We start from the raw sequence: 26,197 nt of genomic DNA on the forward strand, positions 1-26,197 counted from the left end.
TTGTACTTTTTACTTCTTAAAATCCGGCTTCATGTCCAAATTGTACATGATGAAACCGTAGATGTCTGCCTGTTCTTCAAGTACTTTTGCCATCGGTTTGCCTGCACCGTGACCTGCTTTGCTGTCGATGCGGATCAGTGTCGGGTTTGTACCGTCGTTGTCTGCTTGCAGCGTAGCGGCAAACTTGAATGAATGGGCGGGAACCACACGGTCGTCATGGTCGGCAGTGGTCACTAGTGTTGCCGGATATTTCGTGCCCGGTTTCAGGTTGTGCAATGGAGAATAGCCTTTGAGGTATTCAAACATTTCTTTGCTGTCTTCGCTTGTTCCGTAATCGCTTGCCCAGTTCCAGCCGATAGTAAATTTATGATAGCGTAACATATCCATCACGCCTACCTGCGGAATTGCTACACGGAACAGGTCCGGACGCTGTGTCATGCAGGCACCTACCAGCAGACCACCGTTGGAGCCACCTACAATGGCGATTTTGTCTTTATTCGTATATTTTTCGTTGATAAGATATTCGGCAGCAGAGATGAAGTCGTCGAATACATTCTGCTTCTGCATCTTAGTTCCGGCTACGTGCCAGTCTTCACCGTATTCGCTGCCACCACGCAGGTTGACTTGTGCGTAGATACCGCCATTTTCGAGGAATGGGATGCGCATTGCACTGAAACCCGGGTTGAGGCTGATGCCGAAACCACCGTATCCGTAGAGGAATACAGGATTTTTGCCGTCTTTCTTCAGATCTTTCTTATAGGTAAGGAACATCGGGACTTTTACACCGTCTTTGCTGGCAAAGAATACTTGTTCCGTCACAAAATCATCCGAGTTGAACTGTACTTTCGGTGCACGGTATAGTTCGTAGGTGTTCTGGTCCATATCATATTTGTAAGTGGCACCCGGAATGGTGAATGAAGTGAATCCGAAGAAACATTCTTTATCGTCTTTGTTGCCGCTAAAGCCTACGGAACCGAGTGACGGCAGTTGAATCTCCTGAATTTGTTTGCCGTCGAGGCCGTAAACGTATGCATGGTTCGAAGCATCTTTGTCGTAAGTAAGGAACAGTTTGCCACCGATCACTTCTGCGTTTGAAAGAACGGCTTCCGATTCGGGAACGAGTTCTTTCCAGTCCTCCAGTTTCGGACGGTTGATGTCGGCTACCATGATCCGGTTTTTCGGTGCGCCATAGTTAGTATAAATATACATCTGATCGCCGATCACTTCAATCGGGTAGTATTGGTAGTCGAGGTCGGTAGTCAGCTGGATAAAAGGAGAATTCGGCTTTTTCAGGTCCCTTATAAATAAGTTGTTGCCTCTTCCGGCACCGGATTCTGTGAGGAAGAGAATACGTTCGTCTTCGCTGGTGCTGGCTGTATAGAAACGTTTCGGATAAGCCGGATTTTGATAAATCAGTTTATCTTTCGATTGCGGTTCACCTATTTTGTGATAATAGATTTTGTGCTTTTCGTTTACGTTGGAGAATTCTTTTCCTTTGGCGGGAGCATCGTAGGCGCTGTAGTAGAAGCCGTCTCCCTGCCAGGCGGCACCGGTAAATTTGGCCCATTCGATGTGGTCTTCCAATAACTTGCCACTTTCAGTGTCCATGACAAATATTTCAGACCAATCCGATCCGCTGCGTGAGATACTGTAAGCGGTATATTTGCCGTCGTTTGAGAAGTAAAGACCGGTCAGTGCCACTGTGCCATCGTCCGAGAGCTTGTTCGGGTCGAGGAAAACGCGAGGCTCGCCGTCCAGTGAATCCTGTACGTAGAATACACTCTGGTTTTGCAGGCCATCATTTTTACTGAAGTAATATTTGCCATGTTTCTTGATTGGCGCACTGATCTTCTCGTAATCGGCCAGTGTGGTCAATCGTTTCAACAAGTTTTCCCGGAATGGAATCTGACTTAGATACTCATTCGTTACTTTGTTTTGTGCTTCTACCCAGGCAGTAGTAGCTGCACTGGTGTCATTTTCCAGCCATCTGTAAGGGTCGGGAACTTGTGTACCGAAGTACACGTCTACGGTGTCTACCTTTGCCGTCTCGGGGTAGACTAGCTTTTTCTGTTGGGGAGCGCATGACATCACCATGATTCCACTCATTAATAAAGTTACTTTTTTCATGTGAATAAAAAGTCTTTTTGAATAAACTTAAAGTTACAAATCTACAAAATAATAAGAGATAAACAAGTAAACTTTATAAAGAAGATGGTGGAAAATGAGATTTAAAGAATTAACTTTGCAAAATGTGATTCTGCAGATAGACGATTTGAAATAAGAAAGGAGAATGACTTTATGCTTAGTAAATATAAATTAAACCAGCTTTACTTCAAAGATACACAATTCGCTAACTTGATGACAAGGCGGATTTTTAACGTGTTATTAATCGCTAATCCTTACGATGCTTTCATGTTGGAGGATGACGGGCGCATTGATGAGAAGATTTTCAATGAATACACTTCTTTGTCTCTGCGCTATCCACCTCGTTTCTCGCAGGTATCTACGGAGGAGGAAGCACTGTCACAGTTGGAAAATATGTCGTTCGACCTGGTGATTTGTATGCCGAGCACGGGGGATAATGACAGTTTCGATATCGGCCGTCACATTAAAGAGAAATACGAGCATATTCCTATCGTCATACTGACTCCTTTTAGCCATGGTATTACCAAACGGATTATCAATGAAGATTTAAGTGCGTTCGAATATGTGTTCTGCTGGTTGGGTAATACCGACCTGTTGGTGTCTATCATTAAGTTGATAGAGGACAAGATGAATCTGGAACACGATGTACAGGAGGTCGGTGTACAGCTGATTCTTTTGGTGGAAGATGGCATTCGTTTCTATTCTTCCATTTTGCCGAATCTGTATAAGTTCGTGTTGAAGCAGAGTCAGGAATTCTCTACCGAAGCCTTGAATGCACACCAGCGTACGCTTCGTATGCGCGGACGTCCTAAAATAGTGTTGGCACGTACGTATCAGGAGGCGATGGAGATCTATCATAAGTATCAGAATAATATATTGGGGGTAATCACTGACGTCCGTTTCCCGAAAGTGGAACGGGGAGAGAAAGACGGTCTGGCAGGTATCAAGCTGTGTGCGGAGATACGTAAGAATGATCCGTTTGTTCCTTTGATTATCCAGTCTTCCGAATCTGAAAATTCGTCTTATGCAGCCAAGTATGGTGCTAGCTTTATCGACAAGAACTCCAAGAAGATGGACGTTGATTTGCGCCGTATCGTCTCCGATAATTTTGGTTTTGGTGATTTTATTTTCCGCAATCCGGATACCGGGGAGGAGATTGCCCGCGTCCGGAATTTGAAGGAGCTGCAAAATATTCTTTTTGCCGTACCTGCGGAGTCCTTCTTATATCATATCAGCCGGAATCACGTGTCGCGTTGGTTTTATTCGCGTGCCATGTTCCCGGTAGCTGAATTTTTGAAACCGATAACCTGGAATAGTCTTCAGGATGTCGATGCTCACCGTAAAATCATCTTTGAGGCGATTGTGAAGTATCGTAAGATGAAGAACCAGGGAGTCGTGGCGGTCTTTAAGCGCGACCGCTTCGACCGTTATTCTAACTTTGCCCGTATCGGGGATGGCTCTCTCGGAGGAAAAGGACGTGGACTGGCATTTATTGATAATATGGTGAAGCGTCATCCGGAGTTTGACGAGTTTGAAAATGCGCGTATTGCTATTCCGAAAACAGTGGTGCTTTGCACGGATGTCTTTGATGAGTTCATGGACACCAACAATCTGTATCAGATTGCACTGTCGGATGCGGATGATGATACGATTTTGAAATACTTTTTGAAGGCTAAATTGCCGGACCGGTTGGTAGAGGACTTTTTCACTTTCTTCGATGTAGTGAAGTCTCCGATTGCCATTCGGTCTTCTTCCTTGTTGGAGGACTCACATTATCAGCCGTTTGCAGGAATTTACAACACCTACATGATTCCTTATCTGGACGACCGCTATGAAATGTTGCGGATGCTTTCCGATGCCATCAAAGGGGTGTATGCTTCGGTTTATTTCCGTGACAGCAAAGCGTATATGCAAGCTACGTCGAATGTAATCGATCAGGAGAAAATGGCTGTTATCTTGCAGGAAGTAGTTGGCAATCAGTATGGTGACCGTTATTATCCTTCCATGTCCGGTGTGGCACGCTCGCTCAATTATTATCCGTTGGGGAATGAAAAGGCAGAAGAGGGAACGGTGAATCTGGCTTTGGGATTAGGAAAATATATTGTTGACGGTGGCATGACCCTTCGTTTTTCTCCTTATCATCCTAATCAGGTGTTACAGACCAGCGAAATGGAAATTGCTCTCAAGGAGACTCAAACCCGTTTCTATGCATTGGATTTGAAAAATGCCGGACATGATTTTTCTATCGACGATGGTTTTAATTTGCTGAAACTTCATGTCAAAGAGGCAGAAAGTGACGGTGCTCTGCGTTATATTGCTTCTACCTACGATCCGTACGATCAGATCATTCGTGATGGTTTATATCCGGGAGGACGTAAGGTGATTACTTTTGCTAATATCCTGCAACATGATGTTTTCCCGTTAGCTCGTATTCTGCAGTTAGTATTGAAATATGGTGAACAGGAGATGCGCCGTCCGGTTGAAATTGAATTTGCAGCAACGTTAAGTCGCGAACATGATAAATCCGGAACTTTCTATCTGTTGCAGATCCGTCCTATCGTAGACAGCAAAGAAATGCTGGACGAGGATTTGAACGAGATTCCTGATGAAGATGTGATTCTCCGTTCGTATAATTCGTTGGGACACGGTATTATGAATGAGGTATATGATGTGGTTTATGTAAAAACCGACAATTATAGTGCTTCCAATAATCAGACGATTGCCTGGGAGATAGAAAAGATCAATCAACAGTTCCTGAACGAAGGAAAGAACTATGTATTAGTTGGCCCGGGACGTTGGGGAAGTAGTGATACATGGCTTGGTATTCCGGTGAAGTGGCCTCATATTTCGGCTGCCCGTGTGATTGTGGAAGCCGGTCTGACTAATTATCGGGTAGATCCCAGTCAGGGGACACACTTTTTCCAGAACCTGACTTCTTTCGGGGTGGGATATTTCACGATCAACGCCTTTATGAATGATGGAGTTTATAATCAGGATTTCCTCAATGCACAACCAGCAGTGCAGGAAACGAACTATCTCCGTCATGTTCGTTTTGAAAAGCCTGTGATAGTCAAGATGGACGGCAAGAAGAAGCTGGGAGTAGTCTTGATGCCAGGTGTCGATAAATAAGCTTTATTAACGTTTGATCTATTACATAATGAAGTTCTGTTTTTCATCTGAAAGACAGAACTTCTATGTTATATCTCTTAAAAATGTTTCATTTTTCATATTCCAGGCCTTAATTGTGGTCTTCTTTTCATATTTAAAAATAAAACTTTCTTTAGATACTTTATTATAAAGAAATAAAACTGTATTTTTGCGGCCAGTTTACAAGATAGCACCTGTATATTAGGTATTTAAGCTTATCTTTGATTTCAGAGAGAGGGACTCCGTATTATTTAAAGGCGTATTTAATTCGGTATGAAGGGTATTTTGAAGTTTATTTTATTTTTAGAGATTGTATTGTTGTGCAGTTGTGTAAACGATGAAAAGCGTTCGGGTGCCTTTGGCGGAATGAGCTTGCATCTATCCGCAAATTCTTCGGTGACAGATGTTACGACACGCTCAAGTGAGGAAGTACTGCCTTCCATACAAGATTTCTCTATTTCTGTGTTGCAAGGTGACAAAGTGCAGGCTTCCTGGGATAAGTTGAGTGACTATGATGAAGACACTACTTTTCCGGTAGGAAGTTATACCTTGAAAGCTTTCTATGGTGACATTGAGAAGGAAGGCTTTGATTCTCCTTATTATGAGGGTACTACCGATTTTAACATCCGTGGTGGCGAGACTACTCCCGTAGAAACTACTTGTAAGTTGGCCAATACTAAAATAAGTATTGAATACACGGATGATTTCAAACAGTATTTTAAGACTTATTCTCCTACCGTACAGGCAGAGTTGGGAAGTGAAGTTTCTTTTTCGTCCGGAGAAACACGTGCTGCTTTTGTGAAGCCGGGTAGAATTTCAGTAAAACTGACTTTCACGAAAGTGAATGGCGGACTAAGTCCGACTACTATTGAAGTGGCTACCATTGAGGAGGCGTTAGCTCAACATCATTATCATTTGCAAATGAATGTGGACGCTGGTAAAGCCATGTTGAGCATTGTTTTTGACCGTGTAACGGAAGTCAGACCCATTACTTTGGATATTTCGGATAAAGCATTGAATATTAAACCTCCTTATTTTACATTGACCGGATTTGAGAAAACAAGTAATGATGGTAATCAGTGGGACGGTAATCCGATTGAATCGAATCAGTTATCGGCTTTGTTGACTTCTTTGGGCGGTTTTACGAAATGTATTCTTAGAACTACTTCTCCTAATTTACCCGATTGGCCGGAGGAAGGATTTAATCTGGCGGCACTTACTCCTGAAGATCAAGCATTGTTGGACAAATCAGGTGTGAAGTTGATTGGCTTTGGTATTAATCAGGATCAGATGGGTATTATTAATTTTACTGGTTTGATTCCTAATCTGAATATCACGGATAATAATGATACTCATTTATTCTATTTGAGTGCCACCAGTACTTATGGTAAGCAAAGTGAAGATTATGTGTTGAATATAACAACGCCTAAGAACTTTATGTTGCTGCCTACGGAGCCTGTGAAGATGAAGAGTAAAGAAGTGACGATTCCGGTGAAACTGAAAGAAGGCAATCCGCAGAATATTAAACTTTATTATCGTTATTATGGTGTGATGACTTTGATTAACAATACGGTTATCACTCCGATAGAAGGAAAAGAAGGATATTACAATATAAAAGCAAGTGGTATTGATATGGGAGTTGTAGCCAAAGACTTCCAGGCTGAATATAATGGTTTGAAATCAGCCATCGTTTCCGTAGCTGTTATTATACCTTCTTATAGTGTTATCCTCGAACCGTTTGATGTGTGGTCATACACGGCTGAAATGACGATTATACCTGAATATGCCGAAGATATGTCTAATGTGATGAGTGCTATTGAAGCATATATTTCTTTGAATGGAAGTACGTGGACGAAAGTGGATGCCAAAGATTTGAAACTGGATGTAACCACTGGAAAGGCTGTCATTTCAGGACTTACTCCGGGAACTACTTATTATTTCAGAACGACTTGTGATGATGGTGCGACTTTCTCAATTCCTGTTATGCAGACAACAGAGAGTGTAGTACAGCTTCCGGATTTCACGCAAGGATGGGGGACTACTCTGTTTAGTGGCACTATTAATAAGGGAGGTAAATATTACCATAAAGGTTTTTGGGGAGATAATAGATTTGATACAACTGTTTTAACGGCCCTTGATCTTGAAAGTAGTGCAAGTTGGGCGACAGTAAATAGTAAAACTGTACCAACTACAGGTAATAAAAATACTTGGTATATGGTTCTTTCAAGTATGCAGCAAAATAATGGAGTTTTGATGCGCAATGTGGCATGGACTATAACCTCTAATGATCCTCCTTCAGGAAGTGGTGGATTTAGTGCAGATCAGTTAACAAGTCTTACGCCTCCTACGCATGGTCATCGTTCTGCCGGTAAGCTTTTCCTGGGAAGTTATAGTTATAACCATTCTACTAATGTAGAAATCTATAATGAAGGTATATCCTTCACTTCCCGTCCGATAAAGCTAAAGGGTACTTATACTTATGTAGCTAATAACGATCAGGGCGGTATTGTAACTGTAATAGTAGAAAACCGCGAAGGAGGACAAACATTAAAGCTGGCCGAAGGTAGTGAAGTCTTAACAGCGACGAGTTCTCAAAAGGACTTCACGGTGGACTTAACTTATAATACGATGTTTGAGAAAAAAGCGACTCATTTAAGAGTGATGTTTGCCTCTTCTTCCAATGCTTCAAACACTCAAAGTGTTGAAGACAGTAAGATTAAAACAACGGATAATAAGGGTGAAGCTGTTTCTACTGGTAGTGAATTGTATATAGATAAAAATATAATATTAGAATATAAGTAATGAGTAATATGAAAGCAATAAAAAAACTCGTTTTTATATGTTTGGCAAGCATCTTAGGTTTATGCAGTGCTTGTATGAATGATAATCCTGATTTTGGAAGGGACGACGAAGGAACCGGGAATACAAATCAAGGCGAAGGACAGGTAAGACTTGCGGGAACAAGTGTTTCTGTTTCTGTGGATGTGCTGTCACGTGCGGACGGTAAAGCAATCAATACAGATGATTATATCATTCGGATTTATTCAACTGATAATAATTTATTGGTAAAGGAATATACAAGATATAGAGATATGCCTGAAATCTTAACCTTGAATGTGGGTAACTATAAGATTGAAGCATTATCACATGACGTAAAACCTGCTGAATGGGAAAAACCTTTCTATAAAGGAACCCAAACTTTTACAATAAAGAAAGATGAGGTTACATCGGTTGATGTAATTAAATGCTTCTTGCAGAATATAATGGTGACAGTCGATCTCAATGATGATTTGAAGCAGAAAGTCGGTGGTGACCAATCCATTACAATAAAAGTCGGTACAGGTGAACTGACTTTTAATAATAACGATATTGGAAGTGGACGTGCCGGATTCTTTGAAGCTGCCGAAGTAGGCAATATCATCATTGTTCATTTCCAGGGAACGGTAGATGGGGAATGGACAGAAGACCAAACCAGTTTCAGCAATGTGAAAGGTGGAGAGCACCGGAACATTGTGTTTAATCTGGAGATACCTTCAGTGGGTGACATGGGATTAAGCGTAAAGCTGGATGCAGTATGTAAGAAAGTGGATTTGCTCGCTTGGGCTGATCCGGGAGCAGAAGATATATTGCCGGAAGATCCATCTGTAAATCCTGGTACAAGTGCACCGACAATCGTAGGACAAGGTTTCAATATAATGGATGAGATAGAAGTAGAGAAAGACGAAACCAAAACTATTATTGTTAATATCACGGCAGATAATGGTATTCAAAATTTGAAAGTGAAGATTGATTCGGAGACTTTGACACCTGAAATTCTGAAGTCGGTAGGCTTGTCTTCCGAATTTGATTTGGCTCACCCTGCAAATGCAGATTTGGAGAAAGCGTTGAAGAGCTTAGGTTTCCCGGTGAGCAGTGAAGTGATCGGAGTGAAATATTTGGTGTTTGATATTACACAGTTTACGCCGCTACTCGGATTGTATGGACTTGCTTCTCATAATTTTATTATTACCGTTGTCGATCAGGCAAATAATACCAGAACAGCTACTTTAGCATTGAAATCAATAGCAAAGAAAACAGAATGAAAAAACTGATACATATATTAGTTATAGCTTTCATTGTTGGACTTGTTTGTGTCTCCTGCCGTGAAAGTGACCTGACAAATAATGGAGAGGGTGCATTATCTTTAAAGATAGGTGTTCAACGTGAATTACCCACTGTTTCTGCCGGAAAGACGAGAGCTACGCTTACTGATGAAGAATTGCTTCAGAAGTGTAAAGTGTATATCCGTAACGCGGAGGGCTTGGTGCGTAAATTCGCCACTTTGGATGAAATGCCGGAACAAATACTGTTAGTTCCCGACAATTATAAAGCGGAAGTTACTGCGGGTGATTCCGTAGCTGCATCTTTTACCGATTCTTATTTCAAGGGGACGAAAGAGTTTACAATTTCAAAAGGGACGGCTATTTCGGAATCAGTAGTGTGTGGCATTCGTAATACAGTAGTCAGTCTGGCTCTGTCTGACGAATTACAGGAGGCATTTCCTACTTATAAAATTACGGTGAGTAACCGATTGGGGACCTTGGAATATACACAGGATAATATATCCCAACTAGGATATTTTATGCTGTTGGATGATGAAAACCAATTAAGATGGAATCTTGTTGGGCAACTTAACGGCAGTGAAACAGAAATAACCAAAAGTGGAGTTATTAATTTGGTGCGGAAAGCAACCAGATATGATTTGACTTTTAGTAATTCTTCCTCTGAAGTGGGTGGTGGCATGATTTCTGTAAATGTGGTTGAAACAGCTTTGACGACGGATGAGAAAGTAGATATACTGGCACGTCCTGTTATTAAGATAATCGAGAATGATCAGATTTATGAGTTGGATAATGCAGTTTATCGTGCGCAATTCGACAAGGAAACACCTATTGTTGTGCGGATGGCTGCCAGTGTGCCTTTTACTGAATTGAAAGTGACGAGTGCGGATTTTGCACGGTTGGGAATTACCCATTTTTCTTCTTTCGACTTGATGGAATTGACTGAAGTTCAGATAAGAGAACTGGATAATCTTGGATTTAGTATCCAATTTAATGCGGATATGACAAAGGTTCAGTTTGCATTTAAGGAAAACTTGAGAGAGATAATGACTAATTCGATTGACGACGGTAATAACACCTATCGATTTGACATTGAAGTAAGGGACCGGAATGGAAAAGATAGAGCGAAAACGTTGACGGTTATCGCTACAGATGCTTTGGTTGCTACCGAGGATATTGCTACACAGAACGATATTTGGTCAACAAAAGCCACTCTGTATGGTAGTCTGGTTGCTTCAGTTACAGAAATGAATTTCCGTTACCGGGCGCTTGGTTCCAATGATTGGATGTATTCGAATCAGGCTGTGTTGAATAATAAAATATTTACGAGTCAAATAACCGGACTTGAACCTGGTATAACCTATGAATATCAGGCAATGGCTGGTACTGTTGCAGCGAAAGAAACAAAACAATTCACTACAGAAGCTCCTGCACAATTACCGAATGCCGGGTTTGAAGACTGGCATGGAAGTTCTCCTCTTTATATTTATAAGAGTGGTGGAGAAATGTTCTGGGATAGTGGTAATACAGGTTCTGCCACATTGAATAAGAATGTGACAACGTATGATGCAACCATTAAGCACAGCGGGAATTATTCTGCAAAATTACAGTCTCAATATGTGGCTCTTTTTGGAATTGGTGCTTTTGCTGCCGGAAATGTATTTGTCGGGAAGTTCCTGAAAATAGATGGAACAGACGGTATCTTACGGTTTGGACGTCCTTTCACTTCACGTCCATCGAAATTGGTGCTTTATTATAGATATGTAGCTGGTACGGTGGACTATTCAACATTGAGCGAGTTGCCGAAAAACAGTAAAGACATGGGCTCTATTTATGTAGCATTGGGTGACTGGCCACATCAGACTTTTGAAGGAGAAACGGATATACCGGTACTTGTTAAGACAAAGCCTGCTGACAGGCAGCTTTTTGATTCAAATTCTTCGAATGTGATAGGCTATGGAGAGTGTATTCTTAAAGAGTCGACGGAGGGTGAGGGATTGATTAAACTGGAGATCCCGATTAACTATCGCTCTAACCGTAAACCGACTGATATTATTTTAGTGGGTAGTGCAAGTAGATATGGAGATTATTTTACCGGAAGTACGGGCAGTACTTTGTGGCTTGATGATTTGGAATTAATTTATGAATAAGCAAAGTATGAATTACTTTATCAAAACTTCATTCCTGATAATCTTGGGAATAATTGTTGGAACGACGCAAACATGCGCGCAACAGGAGTTCAAACGGAATATAGAAATGAGAACTTTCATTCCTAAGGGACAATGGATTGTGGGTAGTTCAGTTTCTTATTCTCAATACTCAAATGATAACTATCAGTTTCTGGTGATAGAGAATTTGAGTGGGGAAGGGTATGCTTTTAAAGTGAGTCCGGTATTGTGTTATGCTTTTAAGGATAATGTAGCTGCAGGTGGACGTTTTATGTATAGCCGGACGTATACCAAGCTAAATAATATCAGTGTAAATATTGATGAAGATACCAACTTTGATATTAGTAACCTGTATGAATTGAAGAACTCTTATTCGGGAATTGCTGTTTTGAGAAATTACATCAATTTAGGTACTAGCAAGCGTTTTGCATTATTCAATGAAGTGCAGTTAGAGTTGGGAGGTTCTGTTTCAAAAGTGGTGAACGGTAAAGGGGATGACCTGACAGGAGTATATCAGACTTCTTTGGATGCAAGTGTTGGTTTGAGTCCAGGTTTGGTTGCCTTTATCAATAATTATACGGCAGTGGAAGTAAGCATTGGTGTGTTGGGACTGAATGTCAGTCGAACCCATCAAGTGACGGACCGGATTTACGAAAGCAACCGTTCGTCGATGAGTGCCAATTTTAAAATTAATCTTTTCAGTATAGGACTGGGAATAGCTTTTTACCTTTAAAAAACAAGACGAATGTATAAACGGTTATTGGTAACAGTACTGGTGTCTGTGTTCGTTTTCTCTTTGTGGGGAAAGACGGAAACGGTTTGTCAATCGTTGGAGGTAGAAGATTCTGTCCCCGTTTTTCAGAAGGATACGCTACCGGTAAAAGGGAGCTTGGACTTCCTGCGAATCAAACGTATCGGACGTTATGATCGTGGAATCATGAACTATCGTTTCATTCCTAAAGGGAAGTGGATCTCTGGTTTCACAATGTCATACTGGGATTATAATAGTGCGGATAATAAACTGCTGTTTGCCTATTTTGATAATTTTGATTGTAATGGGCGTAATCTGAATTTTTCTGTATATGGAGGCTATGCTGTCCGTGATAATATGGTGTTGGGATTGAAGTTCGGATACCGGAATATGCGGGGAGCCTTGAATAATATCACGCTGAAAATTGATGATGATGTCGATTTCTCTTTGAAAGATTTAAAGTTGGAACAAAATTTGTATAACGTGTCGTTCTTTCATCGCTCTTATGTAGGTTTGGATGCCGGTAAACGATTTGGATTGTTCAATGAGACTGCTTTGACGTTCAATTTTGGAAAGTCTAAATTCGACCGTGGTGTAGAAGAAAATCTGGTTAATACTCAAACAGATATATTTGAGGTGCAATTGGGAATAAATCCGGGATTGGCTGTTTTTATCATGCAAAATGTAAGTATTGAATGTTCGCTCGGAATAGCCGGCATTCGTTACAGGCAGGAAAAACAGAAAAATAATCTGGGAGAGACGGGAAAACGGATGACGGGTGGATCTAACTTTAGGGTGAATCCTTTCAATATTAGTTTAGGATTGACGATTTGCTTATGATTTTATGAGACATAGAAAAAAATACATATTACTGTTCCTGCTTCTGGTTGTATGTGCCGGCTTGGTATTCTTTTATGGAATAAAAAGTGAGGGACAGGAAGACAAACAGGAGGTATTGTCATCAGTAGAGGATACTCATCAGGTACCTGAAGCTGCTGTGGACTCTGCCCGCCAGATAATTGGAGAAGTGGAGGAAAACGTGTCTCCAGCAGAGAATTCTGTGGAAAAGGTTGTGAAGAAGCCTGAAGAAAGAACAGTGGAGAAGTTTGTAGATAAAAAGCAGGCAGATAAAAGGCAGAAGGTTGCGTCTAAGAGAGAAGCAGTAGCTGTTCCGCCGGTTTCTTCAACGGATATAAAATTGGCTTCTGATGTTGTCAATACTCCTTTGAAGTTAGAAGGAACTATCTGTGACCTTGTATTATCGGAGCGTAAACAGGATAGTAAAATAACAGCTGCACTTCCGGTTCACACGGTTGAAACGGTTAAAAGAGAGTTCGATTGGAAAAGTGATACGTTAGAGACCAAGCGAGGCATTGATTTATTGAGAATCAAAAGGGTAGGGCGGTTTGATCGTGGCATTGTGAATTATCGTTTTATGCCTAAAGGAAAATGGATGTTTGGTACGGATTTTTCATTTTGGGATTATAACAGTGAGGACTCCAAATTATTGTTTACTTACCTCGATGATTTTGATTTTGAAGCACGTACCATTAATGTGGCTCCTTTTATCGGTTATTTTTTCAAAGATAATCAGGTAGTGGGTGTAAAGCTCGGTTATAAGCATACGGACGGTCATTTAGGCAATGTTAGTTTTAAGATTGATGATGACGTGAATTTCACTCTCAAGGAATTGAAATTGAAAGAAGAGTTGTATAATTGCACCTTTTTCCATAGCTCCTATATCGGGTTGGATCCGGGAAAACGTTTCGGATTGTTCAATGAAACCAATCTGCGTTTGGGATTCGGACATTCGGAGTTTACAAGAGGTTCGGGCGAGAGTTTGAAGAATACCAAAACGAATATATTTGAGGCACAGTTGGGGATTAATCCCGGAGTGGCTGTCTTTATTATGCAAAATGTGAGTGTGGAATGTAGTGTGGGAGTGATAGGCTTGAAATACCGTAAGGAAAGTCAGGTGAATAATCTTGGTGAGAAGGGTTCCCGTACGAATGGTGGAGCCAACTTTAAAATAAATTTGTTTGATATTAATTTAGGATTAACTATAAGTATGTAATCATGAAAAGTAAAGGCAGAAATAGACTTTTATCCTTAATTATATGCATTTGCATTGCATTTGCTTTTTCATCATGCGTCAAGAACGATTTGCCGTATCCTGTTGTCAGATTGTCTATTACCGGCTTTGAGGTGAATGGACAGATTGGTAGTGCAGTCATTAATAATGAAGAACGTACAGTAACAGTAGACTTGCTCGATTCTGTGGATTTGAAGAAAGTGATTGTCACCCGTTTCGATTATTCGGAAGAGGCTAATACGGATTTGAAGGTGAATACAACGATTGATTTGTCTTCTCCTAAAGAAGTGGTATTGTCTTTGTATCAGGATTATCGATGGAAGATTATAGCCAACCAGACCGTCGAACGCGTATTTAGCGTCAAGAATCAGGTCGGAGGAGCCGTGATTGACGAAAAAGCTCGACAAGCTATCGTTTATGTCAATAAAAATACGATGCTCAACAAAATAACCGTGAAAGATTTGAAGCTGGGGCCGATCAGTTCTACCGTTTCGCCTGACTTTACCACTTTGAAGGACTTTACACAAGAGCAGAAAGTAAATGTGACATTTAAAGGAAAAACCGAAGAGTGGAGTTTGTACGCATTCATCACGGATAAGGTTGTCTTTACTAATTCGGCGGATGGCTGGACTAATGTAGCATGGCTTTATGGAGAAGGACAGGAGGATGTAGTGAACGGCTTTGAAATACGTGAAGCTTCATCAGAAGAATGGACAAGGGTAGATCAGGATATCGTTGTACAGAATGGAGTAAATTTCTATGTTTGTGTTCCGCATTTGAAAGCGGACACGGAATATGTATGTCGTGCTTTGGTAGATGGAACAGAAGATCGTGGTGAAGAGATTACTTTTAGAACGACTGCTGCGATTCCTTTAACAGGTGGTACATTTGATAATTGGAATCAGAGTGGTAAAGTCTGGAACCCGTGGGGAAGTAATGAAACTCCTTTCTGGGATACCGGAAATCAGGGAGCTACAACCTTAGGTGACAGCAACTCTGTTCCTACCGAAGATATATGGTCGGGTAAAACAACCGGTATGGCTGCGAAGCTTGAGTCTAAGTTTGTGGGAGTAGGTTCTGCCGGGAAATTAGCTGCCGGTAACCTCTTTGTCGGTAAATATGTGGCAACCGACGGAACAAATGGTATCTTGAACTTTGGGCAATCGTTCTCTGCTTATCCTACTCATCTGAAAGGATATTATAAGTACCAGCCCGGAGTCATTGATAACTCTTCCATTGAATATAATTATTTAAAAGGAAGGACAGATACCTGCTCGATCTATATTGCCATTGGTGATTGGGATAGTCCGATTGAAATACGCACCAAACCTTCTAACCGGAAATTGTTTGATAAAAATGATAAGCATGTGATTGCTTATGCTGAATTTACATCGGGAACTCCTGTTGCCGTGTATAAGGAATTTGACTTGAAACTGGAATATAGGGCTACGAACAGAAAACCAACCTATATCGTCCTGGTATGTTCTGCAAGCAAATATGGTGATTTCTTTACTGGAGCGTCCGGTAGTGTGCTTTATGTGGATGAGTTTAGTCTGGAATACGATTATGATAACTGATTGGCTTTATAGCATATAACGAAGATAAATGGGTTCAGAGATATAAACTCTCTTTCCTTTTTTAAATCATCATTTTAATTTGTAAAATGGTATGTTATAAGTCCTTTTGGGTATATTTCTTTAAAAATAGAACAGAAACAAGAAAAATAGACCTTGCAAATATCTGAAAATAATAGTTACTTTGTAAGCACTCAAAAAAAGGCTCAATAATAAAATCTCTACCTTCGCTGCAAATCAAAAAATGAATAGTATGTATAGCAGTGAAGATCTTGAAAGGTTTTACTTTCAGTACCAAACGGAGGCTTTGCCTCATGGAGAATCTCTCCAATCTTTTTGTGTTAAGAATAAAGTACCTTATAACCTTTTTGAAAAATGGTATAAGGACACTCGTAAGAAAGTAGTCGAAGTGAAAGTTTCAGGTTTTCCGGCGGATTCGGATAACGGTAATCCAACGGTTGAACCTCAATCAACAAACAAATTCAGTCCTAATCCGATACGTATATGGATTGATATTCGCATAAGTAACGGTCTTCATTTGACTCAGAAGAATTTAAGCTATCAGGACTTAGTTCGTATGGTAGAGAAGTTGGAGGGATTATGTTGAGTGTTACCGGTCTGAATCATTTCTATTATGTCCGTGACTTTACAGATATGCGCTGCAAGCACAGTCGTGTGTTGTCTATCATTCGTGAGCAGCTTCATAGAGAGCCAAGTGATGGCGATGTATTCATAGTCATGTCTCGTAACCGTAGAATCGTCCGAATGTTTGCTTTTGACAGTCGTTCATACCGTTTGTTTGAAAAGAAGTTTGTCTCCGGCTATCAGTTTCTGAAAGTGGAACGAAAAGGGGCTGATAAAGTGTATAGGATAGACTGGAAAGACGTAGTTTTGATATTAGAGAATCCGATAGTTAAAATATTGAAAGTCAGATAATTATCATGTTTATATATTTGCGGTTTTATGATTATTTTAGTACCTTTATGTCTGTAAATCAAAGGCTTTGGAATGATCGAACTGCAACATATCATAGAATCCAAAAAGGAGTTGTTGAAAAGGGAAACCTACTCACGTACTCCTATAAATTATAGTGAAGGTATGTCAGATGATCAAAAAGACCGGTATATTCAATACTTGGCTGAGCAGAACCAGGAACATATTTTGACGGAGAAAGCAATGGAGCTTGTCCTTGAAGATTTCGTTGCTAAACAAAAGGTTCTGGAAGAACGTATGTCTTCATTTGAAGCTTTGCAACGTTCACAGCTGGAGCAGCAGCAGGCACTGAAGGATCAGTTGTCCGAGGAGCGTAAAAAACGAAAAACCGCAGAGCGTAAAGCAAAGACACTTCAAGAGCAACTCGACTATGCCAAACAAGAACGTTTTGGCGATAGACGGCAGAAGGTCAGGAAAAAGATGCAATCCGGTGAACCGGAAAACCCGGCTCCTGACCGTGAGGATGAAAAAGAAGGTTTTGATGGAACCCGCGGTACACTCCGTACCGGCTCTGTTGATAATAACCTGTCCCATGATGTGCCTCAATCCCCCAAGCAGGAACGTGACTTGTCCCATCGCCCGGATGAGTATAGCAGAATGGGGTTGGCCGGTGATCCGATTATCCATCCCTCAGATTTGTCAAAAGTCCCCGGACGTATAATCGAAAGGAAATCAGTTCAGGTGTTTAGCTTGAAGACCAGCCTGATCGAGGAACGTTTTGAAATGGTTCATTATGCGGCTCCCGGTCTGAACCCCCAATGGGGCTATTTCCCATGTGAAGGTCATCCTGAGGTTGTTACAAAGTTTGAAGGAACGAAGGGCACTCCTGAATTCCTACAGGCAATCGCTTATGAGGTTTATGTGAAGAATGTGACTTTCGGTCTTCTTCACCAATGGGTTACCGATATGGGTATGAGCATCTCTCCCAATACTTTACGCAATTGGTTGAAGAAGGGGAAGACGTACTTGGATGAGTTGGTCTGTGTTTTGAAGTCTGTCGCATTAGAGAAGGATTCCATCGTGAACTGTGATGAGACGTGGTGCAAAGTTCGCAAGTATGACCACTACAAGAAGTGTTATATCTGGGTACTCGTAAACAAGTCCGAGAAGGTTGCTATTTTCTTCTATGAAAAAGGTTCTCGCAGTCGTGATGTCCTTACCGATTTTCTAGGAGATTCAGAGTTGAAAAGTATCATGTCAGACGGCTACAATGCATACGTATTTATAGGCAATGAGTTGAAATCAGCACAATTCAAGGCTACGGTACATCAGGTTTGTATGTCTCACGCCTGCAATAAATTCGTCAAAGCTTCCAATCAAGGAAAAGAAGATCATGCGGCCTTATTTGCCGCGGATTTGAAAGAGCTTTTTAGAAACGAGCGTAAGTATGATGAAGCCCGTCTTACTCCTGAAGAACGATTGAAGGAGCGGCAAAGTTTAGCAACGAAAGAAATATTGATAAGGATCCGTAGTCTGTATATAATAATCGAAAAGTATACCAGATAATAATTGAAAAGTAGTCCACTAGTTTCGTTATGCAAAGGATATAATTCTTTTATTTTTGTGATACATATCTCCTCATGTTTTGTGTTTCTTTAACTCTATATGATTGTCCGCTCATGTTCACCAGATGTGCTTTATGGGTTAGTCTGTCTACCATTGCAGCGACTAGAACTTTATCTTTTACAATTTCTCCCCATCTGTCAAAAGATAGATTTGTGGTAATGATTGTCGCTTTTTTCCCGGCTCTGAGTGATAGGTGGTTAAACAATAGTTCTCCTCCTTCCTTATCACAACTTACATATCCAAATTCATCACAAATGACCATATCATACTTTTCAAACCTGAGTTCGAGTTGTCTTAGACTCTTCTGTGACCTACATTCCCTTATTTGTGTTAGCAGATGCGGTACAGATGTAAAAAAGACCGTATATCCTTCCATGCACGCCTTGATCCCCAATGCGGTGGCTATATGTGTCTTTCCTGTTCCCGGATTTCCATATAACACCACGTTTCTTCCTTCTTTAACAAATTCAAGTGTTTCCAGTTCAGGTATGACCATCTGTGCGTCTTTAGGCAAATCCTCTCTTATGAGCTCCTGCAAATACTTCATCTGCGGGAATCCGGCTATCCTTACCCGTTGTTTTCTTCGTTTCTCTACCCTTATTTCCATTTCCTTTTCCAGTATGCGTGCAATCAATGTCCTGCATCCCCAGTTCTCCTGCGTTGCCAATGTGATAAAGTCCTCCAGTTCGTTCTGTAGAACATTTATTTTAAGTTCTCTGGCATAGTCTGTAATCATTTCTTTTTCTGACAAGTAGTCCATAACAATATTTTTTTAGTTTAAAGAATCTATTTGAGTTAAAGCCTGTGTGCTGTCCATCATCCTGGTCAGGTCCACAAGGATCCCCATTGCCGCATCCTCTATCTGCCGTGATTGCTGTCGGTGCTCCGGAGCAGGCACATTTTCCCCATTTCCATCCTGCGGCTCATTATTAGCGTGCATAAAGGCTTTAATCTGGTCTGCCGATACCTTGTGTACTCCACGCAGTCTCAAAGCCTCATAGGAACGTATGATATCCTTGTCTGTAAATCCATTCTCTGCGGCATACTGTATTAACAGAACAAAGTCCCTTCCATTATCCTGGAAATGTATCTGGAAGAGTTCCTGTATCTTAGCGGGCATCTGCATGAGTGCCAACGATCCTTGTACCGCCCCCGGCTTGCGCAGCAGGGTACGAGCGTAATGCTCCAACTGTATTTTCCAGTCTGCCACGCCATACACACGTTCATGCGCTGCCACCTTCACCTGCCCATGGAAGATAACAACCTTCTCGCTGTATATCTTGACAGAAACCGTTTTCCCCACTAATGTGTCGGGAACGGAGTAATGGATGTTCTTCATACAGATAGTAGACCACTTATCAACTTTATAATCCTCCATTTGAAAGCATCCCATCTCGTTTATATGTGGCTGCAAGGCTGCCAGATCAGCCGCGAGCGACTCTACCTTGTCCAAGGTGGAGATACTTCCGGCTTGTGTGTTAAGTCCTTCACATACCTCTTGCAGGTGTTTGCCGGCTTCTTCTACCGAGTCGAAATCCATCTTCATACAGAACGCCTTGCGCCTGACATACTCCACGCTACGTTCCACATGTCCTTTTTCCCATCCGGCACGTGCGTTGCAAAAGCGGAAATCAAACCGGTAAAAGGCGCACATACGGCTCAAAGCCTCCGTGGGAGTCTTATCTGTCCCTACGAAGTCCTTGACCGCCACACGCATATTGTCATATACCATGACATAGGGAACTCCCTTGACCTGGCGGAAGAAATTACGGTGTGATTCCATAAAGGCCAGCGTATTCTGATGACGGAACAGATAGGCATAACGCCCATTGCTGTGACTAAAAGTAAACACAGCCAGAAAGAAACGCTGAAGCTTACCATGTATGCGGAGTTTTACCTCTCCCCAGTCGAACTCGCAGTTCTCTCCCGGGATATAGTACTGCCGGATAAAAGCCTCTTCCCGTTTACGGGACTTTTGAGTATCAATCCCCGTGATATACTTGCATACGCTCGGATAGCTGACTGAGAATCCTCGTGAAAGAAGAAGATTGTGAATATCCTTCTTTAACATACATTGCTTCTTTAGACCACTGGCACGTTTGCTGGCATTTTTAGCTAAGCAATCATCTATAATGGATTGTACCTGTCCTGTGATTACTCTACGGCTACGTTTAGAGCTATCATACCGGGGCGCAGTAGTCAAAATTGTCTCTAAACTTACTGAAGGAGTATCAGAAGACAATGTACTCTCATACTCCTGGATTACCTTATGTACCGTTTTACGGCTGATGTCCAGTTCGCGGGCAATGGCACGTTTGCTGAGCCCACGACTTCTATACAAATGAATTATGGTTTGTTTATCCACCATGGTTATCATGTTTATACTTCCTTATTGGTTGAACCACAAAGGAAGTAACTACTCAGGTATCTTTTCCTGAAAATTGAAAAAGTAATCCAAACTCTCTTACCTGTTGAAATGTATCTGATAACTTTATGCCAATCCCCTTTCTCTATTATCCCCTAGATATTACTTTTGCATTCAATGATTGAGCAGGTAACAGACATATCTAAGTTCTTATCGGAGATGAACGAGAAATTCTCTTCGATGGAGCAAACTATATCTGAGCAAGGTGCTGATATTAGCCGTCTTTATCGTATTATTGATCAGAAGGATAAAGAGATTCATGTATTAAAGAAACGTTTATCCAAATATGAAGGACCTGATAAGGATAGTCATAATAGTAGTATTCCTCCTTCCCAAGAATCGCTTCCTGCCAAAGTCCTCCGTCGGACACAGTCTTTGCGCAAGAAGTCAGACCGTAAGAACGGTGGTCAATTTGGTCATCCCGGCTCTACTTTAGAAACGAGCACTTCTCCTGATTTTATCGAAGAACATAAATCTGACTATTGTGAATGTTGCGGCAGTTCTTTGACTGGGGCTGAGTCTATTTGTAGCGGAGTCTCCCAAGTGGTTGATATACCTTTACCCCGTCCCCAAGTAAAAGAACATCGCTCTTTTGATGTGACTTGTTCTTGCGGCCACATTAATAAATGCCCGCTCCCCAAAGAATGTAGTAAACGGATTTCATACGGCAAGACTATTCAGTCTCTGGTGTCTTTTCTTAGCCATGTTCAATGTGTTTCATTTGAACGTATCTGTGAAATACTCAAAGAAATTTTCTCTTTGTCTATTAGTCAAGGTACAGTGCGGAACATGCTTACTAAAATAGGGACTAAATCAAAAACTGTTTGTGACCAAATTCGCAGGCGCATAGCCGAATCCACAGTTGTTGGCGCTGATGAAACGGGACTATATGTCAATAGTGCACTTAATTGGGCATGGATATTCCAAACGGATCAGTTAACCTATGTATACCAAGACAAGTCCAGAGGAATGAAGGCTATAAACAACCATTTTCCTGATGGATTGCCCAATGCTGTATTAGTCACAGATCGACATGGTAGCTATTTCAATATGGAAGTAAAGAATCATCAGGTATGCATTGCACATCTGTTAAGGAACATTCAATACCTTACTGAACTTGACCCTAAGCAGAACTGGTCTAAAAAAGTGAGTACACTTCTTAGAGAGGCGATACACATCCGTAAGACTACAAGCTTTGAAGTAATACCAATAACCACTATAAAAGACAGATTGGACCGATTGCTAAATGAAAGCGTAGCACATCTGCATGAGGATTTCCAGAAGTTCAAAAATGGTCTCTTCAAATGTAAGGATTATCTTTTTACCTTCCTGCAAAACCCAGATGTTCCTTATGATAATAATGCCAGCGAAAGAGGTATTCGAAAAATAAAGGTAAAGCAAAAAGTCAGCGGATGTTTTCGTACAGAAAAAGGGGCTAACACTTTTATGAACGTCCACTCCGTTGCTGAAACCGCTAAGAAAAACGGAAATTCTAAATACAAGGCTATTCTTGCTGTTCTTGAACAGTGAGAAGTATCAATATGACTTTATACCTGAGTAGTTACTGTAATTACGATAGGGAAATAGTAAAAAACAGACTCCATTTACTAACCTAGTGGTATACTTTTCAATTATTATGGTGGACTACTTTTGGGTTATTATTTACAGATCCGTAGTCGTTTAGACGGTGAGTTGGCCACCGATTCAGAATACCGGAGTCAATATTACACGGAAGCCTTAAACTATCTGAATCACTTTTGGGATGAGATCTTTGCCTATTTAAAAGCCGGGGAATTCCCCATAGATAATAATCTGGCTGGTGTGTCACGAGGGCATTATAACATGATGCTATTGGCTGGTATCATGGAAATTTTGTCTGCAACTATCAAAGAGATGAGGGTAGGTCCCTCGCAATCGGTTTACAGGAACAGGTTGCAAACCATCACAAGCTGCGTTTTGAGCAATCAAAAAGTGGTGAACGTTGTGTGTAATAAGTCAGAAGATATGGTAAGGTATGTATAATGGAGTTGAATGTAAATGAACCGTTGATGAAGCATCGTTATTGTTATCAGATTACATCAGAAATAGGGCTTCTGCTACGCTCTATGATAAGAAGGGAGGTTACCTGTTTACTGTCCCTTTGGTGTACGGTGTGTAGGCGGCAAGACCATTATATAGGCTCTTTGATGGAACGTGAGAAGCAGATTGAGAATGTCAAGAGAAAATGCCAAAGACGCATGACACGTAAGGCAGAAAGTATCAAAGTCTCAATTTGTGGCGGATTTCTCCGTAGTAGTGTTGAAGTTCTTGTAATGAGAAGGGAGCGAAGGGGGAAACGTATTCAGCGGACTGTATTGTGCAACTTGATAAACTAAGGAGGACACAATGCAAGAAGCAAAACCATTTCAAATAGACAAAAGAATAATCTTTGAATCCTTTAAGAAAGTAAAGTTTAATAGAGGTAGTTCAGGCATTGATGGTATAGAGATGACCACTTATGAGCAAAACCTAGGTTCCAACCTTTATCGTCTATGGAATCGCATGAGCTCCGGCAGTTATATGCCTAAAGCAGTAAAACTTGTAGAAATACCGAAATCAAATGGTGGTAAAAGACCTTTAGGGATTCCCACTATTGAAGACCGTATTGCACAAATGGCTGTTGTTAATGTAATTGAGCCTCTCATCGAACCCTGTTTTCATGAAGATTCATTTGGTTATCGTCCGCATCGCTCTGCTCATGATGCCATAGCCAAGGCAGAAAGACGGTGTTGGAAGTATGCATGGGTTTTAGATATAGATATATCCAAATTCTTTGATACAATCGACCATGGCTTATTAATGAAAGCGGTGGAGAAGCATATCAATATAAAATGGATACTTCTCTATATAAAACGTTGGTTGACTGTCCCTTATCAGAGAAGTGATGGAGAAATTGTAAAGAGGGACATGGGAGTACCGCAGGGTTCAGTCATAGGTCCAATTTTAGCAAACCTGTTCCTACACTATACCTTTGATAAATGGATGTCTTATAAATATCCTCACATACCTTTTGAGAGATATGCTGATGATTGTGTTTGTCATTGCAGTACATTGGCTCAAGCTGAATACATAAAGGAAAGGCTTGGAGAACGCTTTACTGAATGTAAATTGAAATTTAATGAGGAAAAGACAAAAATAGTATTCTGTAAAATGAGCAGTCGTTCATCAAAGCACTATCATTGTACTTCTTTTGATTATTTAGGCTTTACTTTTAGATCAAGAGCAGCAAAAGATAAACGCAACAACGTCTTATTCACAAGTTATTTGCCTGCTATAAGCAAGAAATCGGTAAGCAGAATACATGAAACAATAAAATCATGGAATCTCAAACGTCTCCATAATCGAAGTCTACGATTTGTGGCAGCATATATTAATGATGTCGTAAGAGGATGGATAAACTATTATGAGAAATTTGGTAAAACAGAATTTTGGAAAGTTATGTGCCATCTGAATCGCTCTATTGCTTATTGGGCAAAGACGAAATATAAAAGACTTCGTCGTCGAGGTGTCATATCTGCTCATTATTGGTTAGCCTATATAGCTCAGAAAGAACCCAATCTGTTTTATCATTGGCAAGTAGGATATGTACCCTATGCACGTCAAAAGAAATGATTTGAATGCGAAGAGCCGTATGAAGGGAGACTTTCACGTACGGTTCCGAGAGAGGCTGAGGGTGAAATTCCCTTGGTCTACTCGACAGCGAACCATCCGAAAGCTGACTACTCAGCGAAACAATTCCCTGCACTACGGCAGTGATGCCGGTGCTGAGATGGCGGCAACCTACCATAGTGTAATTAGTACAGTGAAGCTTCACGGTAGTTCCGTTTGGAATTTTATCGGAACTTTCTTCAAAAAAATCTTTAACGGGTGCAGGGACTATGTTAATATGGTACCCGGTAAGATTTCTTTGTCTACAAGTGAATGCTAAATTGAAAACGATTTTTTAACGAAACTCAGTTTGGGCACTTCAACAGTGCCCAAATTAAAGGGTATGCCCTTAATTGAGTGCTTACAGTTACTTTGCACCTATGTTTTGAGAAAAAACATGGAAGATATTGTTTTATCTTCTTTAGAAGTGAGAAGTTTTTTTAAATTAAAAGAGAATGTTATGAAAAGAATTTCATTTTATTTGTTTGCAATGTTAATTGGCTCAATGAGTTTTTTAATGTCTTGTAGTGACGATGATGACGATGATACTACTGTTGCCTCTGAAAAGGTAGCTGGTACGTATAATGGTAATTTAGTTGTTAAGTTGATGGGGCAGGAAGTAGCCAATGAAACCAAATCTTTATCTCTGGTAAAGAATGGCGATGACGCAGTAAATGTAGTTATCAAAGATTTTATTTTGAGTGTATCTATAGGAGAAGCATCTATACCAGTAAGCTTGGGCGATTTAAAAGTAGAGAAATGTGCTTTGACCCAGAAAGATGGTAAATATACTTTTAGTGGTGCAACGGAATTGAAAGGAATAAAAGTTCCAATAACTGAAACTTCCGAGCTACCTGTCGATTGTACAGTTGACATAGCTGATGCAACAGTGGGTGGTAAGAATTTGAGTCTGCCGATCGTTGTAGGGGTAAGTATGTCTGGAGGCGAAAAGTTTATGGATGTAAATGTTCAATATACTGGTGTGAAACAATAAAACAATAGAACATTGAGTGTCATAAATGAACAGCCTGTAAGTAGGCTGTATTGATATATCAATGTGTGAGATTGGAACTGTAGATTCCCGCTGATTATTAAAAAGAGAATATTTCTATTTAATAATCAGCGGGAATTTATGCTTTTTTATAGCCTATTTTAGGTGTATTTCTTTAAAAATGGAACAGAAACAAGAAATATAGACCTTGTGGGGATCTGAAAATAATAGTTACTTTGCGCCTGTAAAATTCAGGCATCTGTGTGATGGGAATATCACGTATTTGCTTTTATTAATTAAAAGTAGAATTAAAAAATGAGAAAGAATTTATTTTATTACTTGTTTACTGTATTGTGTACAGTGGCATTGTTTACATCTTGTAGTGATGATGATAAAAACGGTAACGATGGAGGAGAAGGACTTGGACTTAATAGTTATGTGGTAGGAACTTATAATAGTCAGTTGAAAGTCTTCTTGGAAGGAGTGGATTTGATAGAAAGTGCCCAATTTCTCAAAGAATATTTGTTAAATCGGAAGACGAGAACAAAGTAACGGTGT

19 protein-coding genes and 2 pseudogenes are annotated in these 26,197 nt (G+C 40.6%); 18 read left to right on the forward strand and 3 right to left on the reverse strand.

Translation table 11 applies throughout. From position 1 onward, the window contains the following. Positions 1 to 9: 9 nt before the first annotated feature. Positions 10 to 2,127, reverse strand: a complete 2,118-nt coding sequence (locus CJF29_RS05185; protein WP_004326065.1) for a prolyl oligopeptidase family serine peptidase — start codon at positions 2,125 to 2,127, stop codon at positions 10 to 12. Positions 2,128 to 2,298: 171 nt separating this feature from the next. On the opposite strand from CJF29_RS05185, the gene CJF29_RS05190 reads away from it, so the two are divergent. The 11 genes and pseudogenes from CJF29_RS05190 to CJF29_RS05240 all read left to right on the forward strand — a co-directional run. Further along, positions 2,299 to 5,274 (forward strand): PEP/pyruvate-binding domain-containing protein, encoded by a 2,976-nt coding sequence (locus CJF29_RS05190; RefSeq protein WP_099147098.1) that lies wholly within the window; start codon positions 2,299 to 2,301, stop codon positions 5,272 to 5,274. Positions 5,275 to 5,565: 291 nt separating this feature from the next. Next, on the forward strand, positions 5,566 to 8,094 hold the full coding sequence (locus tag CJF29_RS05195; RefSeq protein ID WP_099147097.1) for a DUF4493 domain-containing protein: 2,529 nt from the start codon (positions 5,566 to 5,568) through the stop codon (positions 8,092 to 8,094). Between the two features lie 8 nt (positions 8,095 to 8,102). Continuing rightward, complete coding sequence (locus tag CJF29_RS05200; RefSeq protein WP_074638723.1) at positions 8,103 to 9,374, forward strand: DUF4493 domain-containing protein; 1,272 nt, start codon at positions 8,103 to 8,105, stop codon at positions 9,372 to 9,374. Beyond that, on the forward strand, positions 9,371 to 11,542 hold the full coding sequence (locus tag CJF29_RS05205) for a DUF4493 domain-containing protein (protein ID WP_099147096.1): 2,172 nt from the start codon (positions 9,371 to 9,373) through the stop codon (positions 11,540 to 11,542). Before CJF29_RS05200 ends, CJF29_RS05205 begins: the two co-directional genes overlap by 4 nt. Before the next feature lie 7 nt (positions 11,543 to 11,549). Continuing rightward, positions 11,550 to 12,293, forward strand: coding sequence for a hypothetical protein (locus CJF29_RS05210; RefSeq protein WP_004306842.1), 744 nt, complete (start codon positions 11,550 to 11,552; stop codon positions 12,291 to 12,293). 12 nt (positions 12,294 to 12,305) lie between these two features. Beyond that, positions 12,306 to 13,151, forward strand: a complete 846-nt coding sequence (locus CJF29_RS05215) for a hypothetical protein (protein ID WP_074638718.1) — start codon at positions 12,306 to 12,308, stop codon at positions 13,149 to 13,151. Between the two features lie 4 nt (positions 13,152 to 13,155). Beyond that, entirely contained in the window at positions 13,156 to 14,385 is a 1,230-nt protein-coding gene (locus CJF29_RS05220; protein ID WP_081352753.1) for an efflux RND transporter permease subunit, read from the forward strand. 2 nt (positions 14,386 to 14,387) lie between these two features. Then, positions 14,388 to 15,980 (forward strand): PCMD domain-containing protein, encoded by a 1,593-nt coding sequence (locus CJF29_RS05225; RefSeq protein ID WP_074638717.1) that lies wholly within the window; start codon positions 14,388 to 14,390, stop codon positions 15,978 to 15,980. A gap of 250 nt (positions 15,981 to 16,230) precedes the next feature. Continuing rightward, positions 16,231 to 16,584 (forward strand): hypothetical protein, encoded by a 354-nt coding sequence (locus CJF29_RS05230; RefSeq protein ID WP_099147662.1) that lies wholly within the window; start codon positions 16,231 to 16,233, stop codon positions 16,582 to 16,584. Continuing rightward, a complete protein-coding gene (gene tnpB / locus CJF29_RS05235; RefSeq protein WP_099147663.1) occupies positions 16,578 to 16,913 on the forward strand; it encodes an IS66 family insertion sequence element accessory protein TnpB in 336 nt (111 codons plus the stop codon). The genes CJF29_RS05230 and tnpB overlap by 7 nt, the downstream gene beginning before the upstream one ends. Positions 16,914 to 16,985: 72 nt before the next feature. Continuing rightward, positions 16,986 to 18,446 (forward strand): annotated as a pseudogene (locus tag CJF29_RS05240) (IS66 family transposase); the annotation flags it as partial. A gap of 79 nt (positions 18,447 to 18,525) precedes the next feature. On the opposite strand, the gene istB reads toward CJF29_RS05240, so the two are convergent. Next, positions 18,526 to 19,296 carry an IS21-like element helper ATPase IstB gene (gene istB, locus CJF29_RS05245; protein ID WP_004322674.1) on the reverse strand — a complete coding sequence of 257 codons (771 nt, stop codon included), beginning with the start codon at positions 19,294 to 19,296 and terminating at the stop codon, positions 18,526 to 18,528. Between the two features lie 12 nt (positions 19,297 to 19,308). Beyond that, positions 19,309 to 20,904, reverse strand: coding sequence for an IS21 family transposase (gene istA / locus CJF29_RS05250; protein WP_369689161.1), 1,596 nt, complete (start codon positions 20,902 to 20,904; stop codon positions 19,309 to 19,311). Positions 20,905 to 21,078: 174 nt separating this feature from the next. Here istA and tnpC point away from each other — a divergent pair, with 174 nt between their 5' ends. The 7 genes and pseudogenes from tnpC to CJF29_RS05285 all read left to right on the forward strand — a co-directional run bounded on the left by tnpC (position 21,079) and on the right by CJF29_RS05285 (position 26,191). Beyond that, on the forward strand, positions 21,079 to 22,491 hold the full coding sequence (gene tnpC / locus CJF29_RS05255) for an IS66 family transposase (RefSeq protein ID WP_229112578.1): 1,413 nt from the start codon (positions 21,079 to 21,081) through the stop codon (positions 22,489 to 22,491). Between the two features lie 120 nt (positions 22,492 to 22,611). After that, positions 22,612 to 22,983 carry a hypothetical protein gene (locus tag CJF29_RS05260; protein ID WP_413544526.1) on the forward strand — a complete coding sequence of 124 codons (372 nt, stop codon included), beginning with the start codon at positions 22,612 to 22,614 and terminating at the stop codon, positions 22,981 to 22,983. Then, positions 22,983 to 23,336 carry a hypothetical protein gene (locus tag CJF29_RS05265; protein ID WP_141561043.1) on the forward strand — a complete coding sequence of 118 codons (354 nt, stop codon included), beginning with the start codon at positions 22,983 to 22,985 and terminating at the stop codon, positions 23,334 to 23,336. The genes CJF29_RS05260 and CJF29_RS05265 overlap by 1 nt, the downstream gene beginning before the upstream one ends. A 10-nt stretch (positions 23,337 to 23,346) precedes the next feature. Then, positions 23,347 to 24,612: a group II intron reverse transcriptase/maturase gene (ltrA, locus tag CJF29_RS05270; protein ID WP_099147667.1), complete on the forward strand. Its 1,266-nt coding sequence runs from the start codon at positions 23,347 to 23,349 to the stop codon at positions 24,610 to 24,612. An 85-nt stretch (positions 24,613 to 24,697) separates the two neighbouring features. Next, positions 24,698 to 24,928, forward strand: a pseudogene (locus tag CJF29_RS05275) (IS66 family transposase); the annotation flags it as partial. Positions 24,929 to 25,045: 117 nt separating this feature from the next. Beyond that, entirely contained in the window at positions 25,046 to 25,642 is a 597-nt protein-coding gene (locus CJF29_RS05280) for a calycin-like domain-containing protein (RefSeq protein WP_176553119.1), read from the forward strand. A 312-nt stretch (positions 25,643 to 25,954) separates the two neighbouring features. Next, positions 25,955 to 26,191: a hypothetical protein gene (locus tag CJF29_RS05285; protein ID WP_099146365.1), complete on the forward strand. Its 237-nt coding sequence runs from the start codon at positions 25,955 to 25,957 to the stop codon at positions 26,189 to 26,191. Positions 26,192 to 26,197: the final 6 nt, after the last annotated feature.

Source organism: Bacteroides celer, assembly GCF_002632415.2.
Lineage (GTDB): Bacteria > Bacteroidota > Bacteroidia > Bacteroidales > Bacteroidaceae > Bacteroides.

What these genes read in the sequence shown, in the direction of transcription:
- CJF29_RS05185 (WP_004326065.1), bottom strand. Translation starts at nt 2,127, where the DNA reads ATGAAAAAAGTAACTTTATTAATGAGTGGAATCATGGTGATGTCATGC.
- CJF29_RS05190 (WP_099147098.1), top strand. Translation starts at nt 2,299, where the DNA reads ATGCTTAGTAAATATAAATTAAACCAGCTTTACTTCAAAGATACACAA.
- CJF29_RS05195 (WP_099147097.1), top strand. Translation starts at nt 5,566, where the DNA reads ATGAAGGGTATTTTGAAGTTTATTTTATTTTTAGAGATTGTATTGTTG.
- CJF29_RS05200 (WP_074638723.1), top strand. Translation starts at nt 8,103, where the DNA reads ATGAAAGCAATAAAAAAACTCGTTTTTATATGTTTGGCAAGCATCTTA.
- CJF29_RS05205 (WP_099147096.1), top strand. Translation starts at nt 9,371, where the DNA reads ATGAAAAAACTGATACATATATTAGTTATAGCTTTCATTGTTGGACTT.
- CJF29_RS05210 (WP_004306842.1), top strand. Translation starts at nt 11,550, where the DNA reads ATGAATTACTTTATCAAAACTTCATTCCTGATAATCTTGGGAATAATT.
- CJF29_RS05215 (WP_074638718.1), top strand. Translation starts at nt 12,306, where the DNA reads ATGTATAAACGGTTATTGGTAACAGTACTGGTGTCTGTGTTCGTTTTC.
- CJF29_RS05220 (WP_081352753.1), top strand. Translation starts at nt 13,156, where the DNA reads ATGAGACATAGAAAAAAATACATATTACTGTTCCTGCTTCTGGTTGTA.
- CJF29_RS05225 (WP_074638717.1), top strand. Translation starts at nt 14,388, where the DNA reads ATGAAAAGTAAAGGCAGAAATAGACTTTTATCCTTAATTATATGCATT.
- CJF29_RS05230 (WP_099147662.1), top strand. Translation starts at nt 16,231, where the DNA reads ATGTATAGCAGTGAAGATCTTGAAAGGTTTTACTTTCAGTACCAAACG.
- tnpB (WP_099147663.1), top strand. Translation starts at nt 16,578, where the DNA reads ATGTTGAGTGTTACCGGTCTGAATCATTTCTATTATGTCCGTGACTTT.
- istB (WP_004322674.1), bottom strand. Translation starts at nt 19,296, where the DNA reads ATGGACTACTTGTCAGAAAAAGAAATGATTACAGACTATGCCAGAGAA.
- istA (WP_369689161.1), bottom strand. Translation starts at nt 20,904, where the DNA reads ATGGTGGATAAACAAACCATAATTCATTTGTATAGAAGTCGTGGGCTC.
- tnpC (WP_229112578.1), top strand. Translation starts at nt 21,079, where the DNA reads ATGATTGAGCAGGTAACAGACATATCTAAGTTCTTATCGGAGATGAAC.
- CJF29_RS05265 (WP_141561043.1), top strand. Translation starts at nt 22,983, where the DNA reads ATGGAGTTGAATGTAAATGAACCGTTGATGAAGCATCGTTATTGTTAT.
- ltrA (WP_099147667.1), top strand. Translation starts at nt 23,347, where the DNA reads ATGCAAGAAGCAAAACCATTTCAAATAGACAAAAGAATAATCTTTGAA.
- CJF29_RS05280 (WP_176553119.1), top strand. Translation starts at nt 25,046, where the DNA reads ATGGAAGATATTGTTTTATCTTCTTTAGAAGTGAGAAGTTTTTTTAAA.
- CJF29_RS05285 (WP_099146365.1), top strand. Translation starts at nt 25,955, where the DNA reads ATGAGAAAGAATTTATTTTATTACTTGTTTACTGTATTGTGTACAGTG.